Genomic DNA, 2982 nt, shown 5'->3' with positions numbered 1-2982 from the left:
AGTTTTTTATAACTATTTAGCCATAAATTACTCTTTTAATATATTATCTTGTGTTTGTAACTGCAAAAGTCAAGAAATGTTACATACATAGCAATGTTAACTTCTTCAGCTTCAATACCAGTAGCTAGTGCACTAGTAATTGAATCTGGAATAACTACACTGTCTGCCGCTGTGTTTACAGGAACTTCAATTTCATAAGTTGCAAACAATGGTAATAACATATCAATGTGAGTTTGTTCAGCTAATACTATATTTGTAAATGGTTTTACTTCTCCAAATTCAGCAATGATAGCTTCATATTCTGCTTTCGCTAAATATTCATCTTGAATTGCATACATTAACATTTCTTCTAAACTGTAACTTTCATCTAAAGTTACTTCATCACTATAAGTATCTGCTGAATAATTTTCAAATACGCTTTTTGCACTTACATTAGTAATTGATACTGTAAATATTGCAGTTAGTGCTAATCCTGCAACTATTAATCCTTTAAATAATATATTTTTCATGTTGTTTCCTCCGTGTGTACTTTAATTTACGCAAGTTGTTTCTTCCGTGTGTACAGTTATTATACGTGGAGCAATTCTTTTTTATTGGTAAAATTGTAAATATTTATACAAAAATATAATAAATTAATTAAAACATGCCAAAACATGCTATTATGTCATTGTCTTTTCAAAGTGACTAAGCTATCATAGATGTGAGGTGATTTTTATGTTTAGATTAAATGATTTAATGAGTATGTTAGATATTCCAGAAAGAACAATTAGAAGACATATCAAAGAAGGAATGTTAAAGGGAACAAAAATTGGTGGCACATGGCGGTTTAGTGAAGAAGATCTTACCAATTACATAAACCATGCAAATATAAGACAATCACAACAAAAATTGGCTTTATCTAAAATAATGGAATATATGAATGGTTTCAATTCAAAAGATAACGAGGTTGTGTTTATAAAGAATATAGAGAATTTAGATTATTCTAAATCTATGAAAATATCCTTAATAGTGAAAACACTAAAGAACCCATTGTATTTTAATATGTCAAAGACTGGAAAGATATCTACAATCACTTTTAAAGGTAATGAAGAAGATGCATTAGTTTTTCTTAGAGAAATAAAGGAAATCACTTTATAGATAGTAGGAAGAAAAACAGTGGAAATCATTGAAAAGAAGTAAATAATTTTAAAATAAAATATATATATAGAAAGAACAGACATTAAATAAAATATATTTATAATTTGATTAGAAATCTATTTTTATATTTAAAAGCAGGTGTTTGGCTATAAAATATTGATTTTTATGACACAATCGCCAAATATCAATGATTTTTTAACGATTTATGAAAAAAAATTAACAAAACTCTTGCTTTTCTGTGAAAATATAGTATTATAAATACGATGTAATATAAATTTGTAATGAAATTAAGTTAACGTAGTTACCTCAATTATTCTTTAACAATTTGTACGAAGTCAAAAAAATAATTTATGGAGGTAACAAACATGACTGGTAAAGTTAAATGGTTCAACGCTGAAAAAGGGTTCGGATTCATCACTGATGAAAACGGGAAAGATGTGTTCGCACATTTCTCACAAATTCAAAAAGATGGTTTCAAATCACTTGAAGAAGGCGAAGAAGTAAGCTTTGACGTAGTTGAAGGCCAAAAAGGCCCTCAAGCTTCAAACATCGTAAGTTTATAATTCAAATTAAAAGCCGAGCAATCGGCTTTTTTTTATGGCTTTATTGATTCTTAAATTAACTTTTAAGTATTTTTGTGTATTGGATTAGTTCCTACATTATCTATTGCTGGTGTTATTATGAGAAGATTGTCAATTAAAACTGGTAATATTTAAACTGGAGTATTCTTTACATCTATGTTCTCCACATTAATTACTTTAGCAAACACAACAGTTTACTTATTAGCTGCTGCATAAGATAATCGATTAAATATTAAAAGTTCTCAGTTTACTGGGAACTTTTTTTGTTTCAAAAAAGACTTTAATAATTACTTTGCATTATGATACAATTTTTACTAGGAGGAAGAATTATGGAAGAGCATATTAGAAAAGCAATGAATGATAGTATCATAATGGAGGCCGGAAAGTATTATGGCCTACGATTTGAAGAAATCGAATATTATGGAGGATTTGAAAATTTCATTTACATTTATAAAAGACAAAATATTGAATATATATTAAGGCTAGTTCATAGCGGTCACAAAGCATACAATCAAGTTCTGGCAGAAATTGAATTTATAGATTATTTGGCTCGAAATGGTGCATCTGTTTCTACAGTTATTCATTCAGTAAAGGATAATATTGTAGAAAAGGTAAAAATTGATAACGAGTCATATTTCACCGTTACTTCCTTTATTAAAGGAAAGGGTGGAAGAGTGAGAGAAGAAGTGAAAAAACCTGAATTTTGGCAAAATTTAGGCAAACAAATAGGCTTATTACATAAGCTAACAAAAACATTTAAACCAAAACACAAAAGAATAGTTTGGGAAGAGGATACGCTTTACAAATTAGCACCTAAGTTTTTATCCGGAAAAGAAGATGAGATTTTAAAGAAACTCAATGAAAGAATGAAAAAAATAAGTAGTTTCCCTAAAAACACAGATAATTACGGATTAATCCATACAGATTTACATTTTGGCAATATGGTTATTGATAATTTTGGGAATTTAACATTCTTTGATTTTGATGATTCAGCCTATAAACACTTTATATCAGATATCGCAATTGTCCTTTTTTATCATTTTGCATATAGAAATCCAACAATTGAAATTAAGACAGAAAAATCATTATGGATTTTAAATAACTTTTTTAAAGGTTATAAAACTCATAACAATTTACCGAAAGAAGAGTTATTGCACCTGCAAGATTTTCTAAAACTTAGAGAGTTGACTTTATATATTGTTATTATTGCAGGGGGAGAAGAAACAATTCAAAGTGAATGGGGACAAAACTATATTAATAGTTA

The 2982-nt window shown here is 28.0% G+C and carries 4 protein-coding genes; 3 read left to right on the top strand and 1 reads right to left on the bottom strand.

Features of this window, described 5'->3' with window-relative positions:
• Positions 1-35: 35 nt before the first annotated feature.
• A complete protein-coding gene (locus tag JEY78_RS15725) occupies positions 36-509 on the bottom strand; it encodes a DUF2202 domain-containing protein (protein WP_291853689.1) in 474 nt (157 codons plus the stop codon).
• 205 nt (positions 510-714) lie between these two features.
• Between JEY78_RS15725 and JEY78_RS15720 the strand changes: the two genes are divergently transcribed.
• The 3 genes from JEY78_RS15720 to JEY78_RS15710 all read left to right on the top strand — a co-directional run.
• Positions 715-1137, top strand: a complete 423-nt coding sequence (locus JEY78_RS15720; protein WP_291853687.1) for a helix-turn-helix domain-containing protein — start codon at positions 715-717, stop codon at positions 1135-1137.
• A gap of 365 nt (positions 1138-1502) precedes the next feature.
• Entirely contained in the window at positions 1503-1700 is a 198-nt protein-coding gene (locus tag JEY78_RS15715; RefSeq protein WP_291853692.1) for a cold-shock protein, read from the top strand.
• Positions 1701-2017: 317 nt separating this feature from the next.
• The coding region (locus tag JEY78_RS15710) for a phosphotransferase (RefSeq protein WP_291853684.1) at positions 2018-2982 on the top strand (965 nt) is incomplete at its 3' end.

The sequence above is a fragment of the Lutibacter sp. genome (assembly GCF_016342705.1).
GTDB lineage: Bacteria > Bacteroidota > Bacteroidia > Flavobacteriales > Flavobacteriaceae > Lutibacter.
This window is presented reverse-complemented; position numbering and strand designations above follow the sequence as displayed.

Coding starts and splice junctions, on each gene's coding strand:
- JEY78_RS15725 (WP_291853689.1), bottom strand. CDS start 509: ATGAAAAATATATTATTTAAAGGATTAATAGTTGCAGGATTAGCACTA.
- JEY78_RS15720 (WP_291853687.1), top strand. CDS start 715: ATGTTTAGATTAAATGATTTAATGAGTATGTTAGATATTCCAGAAAGA.
- JEY78_RS15715 (WP_291853692.1), top strand. CDS start 1,503: ATGACTGGTAAAGTTAAATGGTTCAACGCTGAAAAAGGGTTCGGATTC.